The sequence below is a fragment of the Christiangramia aestuarii genome, from assembly GCF_009735585.1.
Taxonomy (GTDB): domain Bacteria; phylum Bacteroidota; class Bacteroidia; order Flavobacteriales; family Flavobacteriaceae; genus Christiangramia; species Christiangramia aestuarii.
In genome coordinates this window covers 1-481 of sequence record NZ_VJVW01000060.1, presented here as the reverse complement: position 1 = coordinate 481, position 481 = coordinate 1, and the positions used below count along the sequence as shown (strand labels likewise).

Below are 481 nucleotides of genomic sequence, written 5' to 3'. Positions count from 1 at the left end.
CATCGCCATCGTCATCAGCAAAGGTTCCGGCACAATTACATGCAGCATCGTAGACATCATTAACCGTACAGGCATCATTATCATCACAAGGAGTACCTTCTAAAGCAGCATCACATTCATCACAGGCATCTCCAATTCCATCTCCATCAGCATCAGCCTGAGTTGGATTGGCATCTGATGGACAGTTATCACAACCATCGGGTACACTATCTCCATCTGTGTCGATTCTATCATCAAAGCCTAAACATATATCACAGCCGTCAGGGATACTATCTCCATCGGCATCAGCAAGATCATCAGATCCAGGACAGAGGTCGTCGCTGTCACACACGCCATCGCCATCGTCATCAGCAAAGGTTCCGGCACAATTACATGCAGCATCGTAGACATCATTAACCGTACAGGCATCATTATCATCACAAGGAGTACCTTCTAAAGCAGCATCACATTCATCACAGGCATCTCCAATTCCATCTCCATC

The 481-nt window shown here is 46.4% G+C and carries 1 pseudogene; it reads right to left on the bottom strand.

The features are described 5' to 3' along the window. Nucleotides 1-481 (bottom strand): annotated as a pseudogene (locus FLP08_RS16350) (hypothetical protein); the annotation flags it as partial.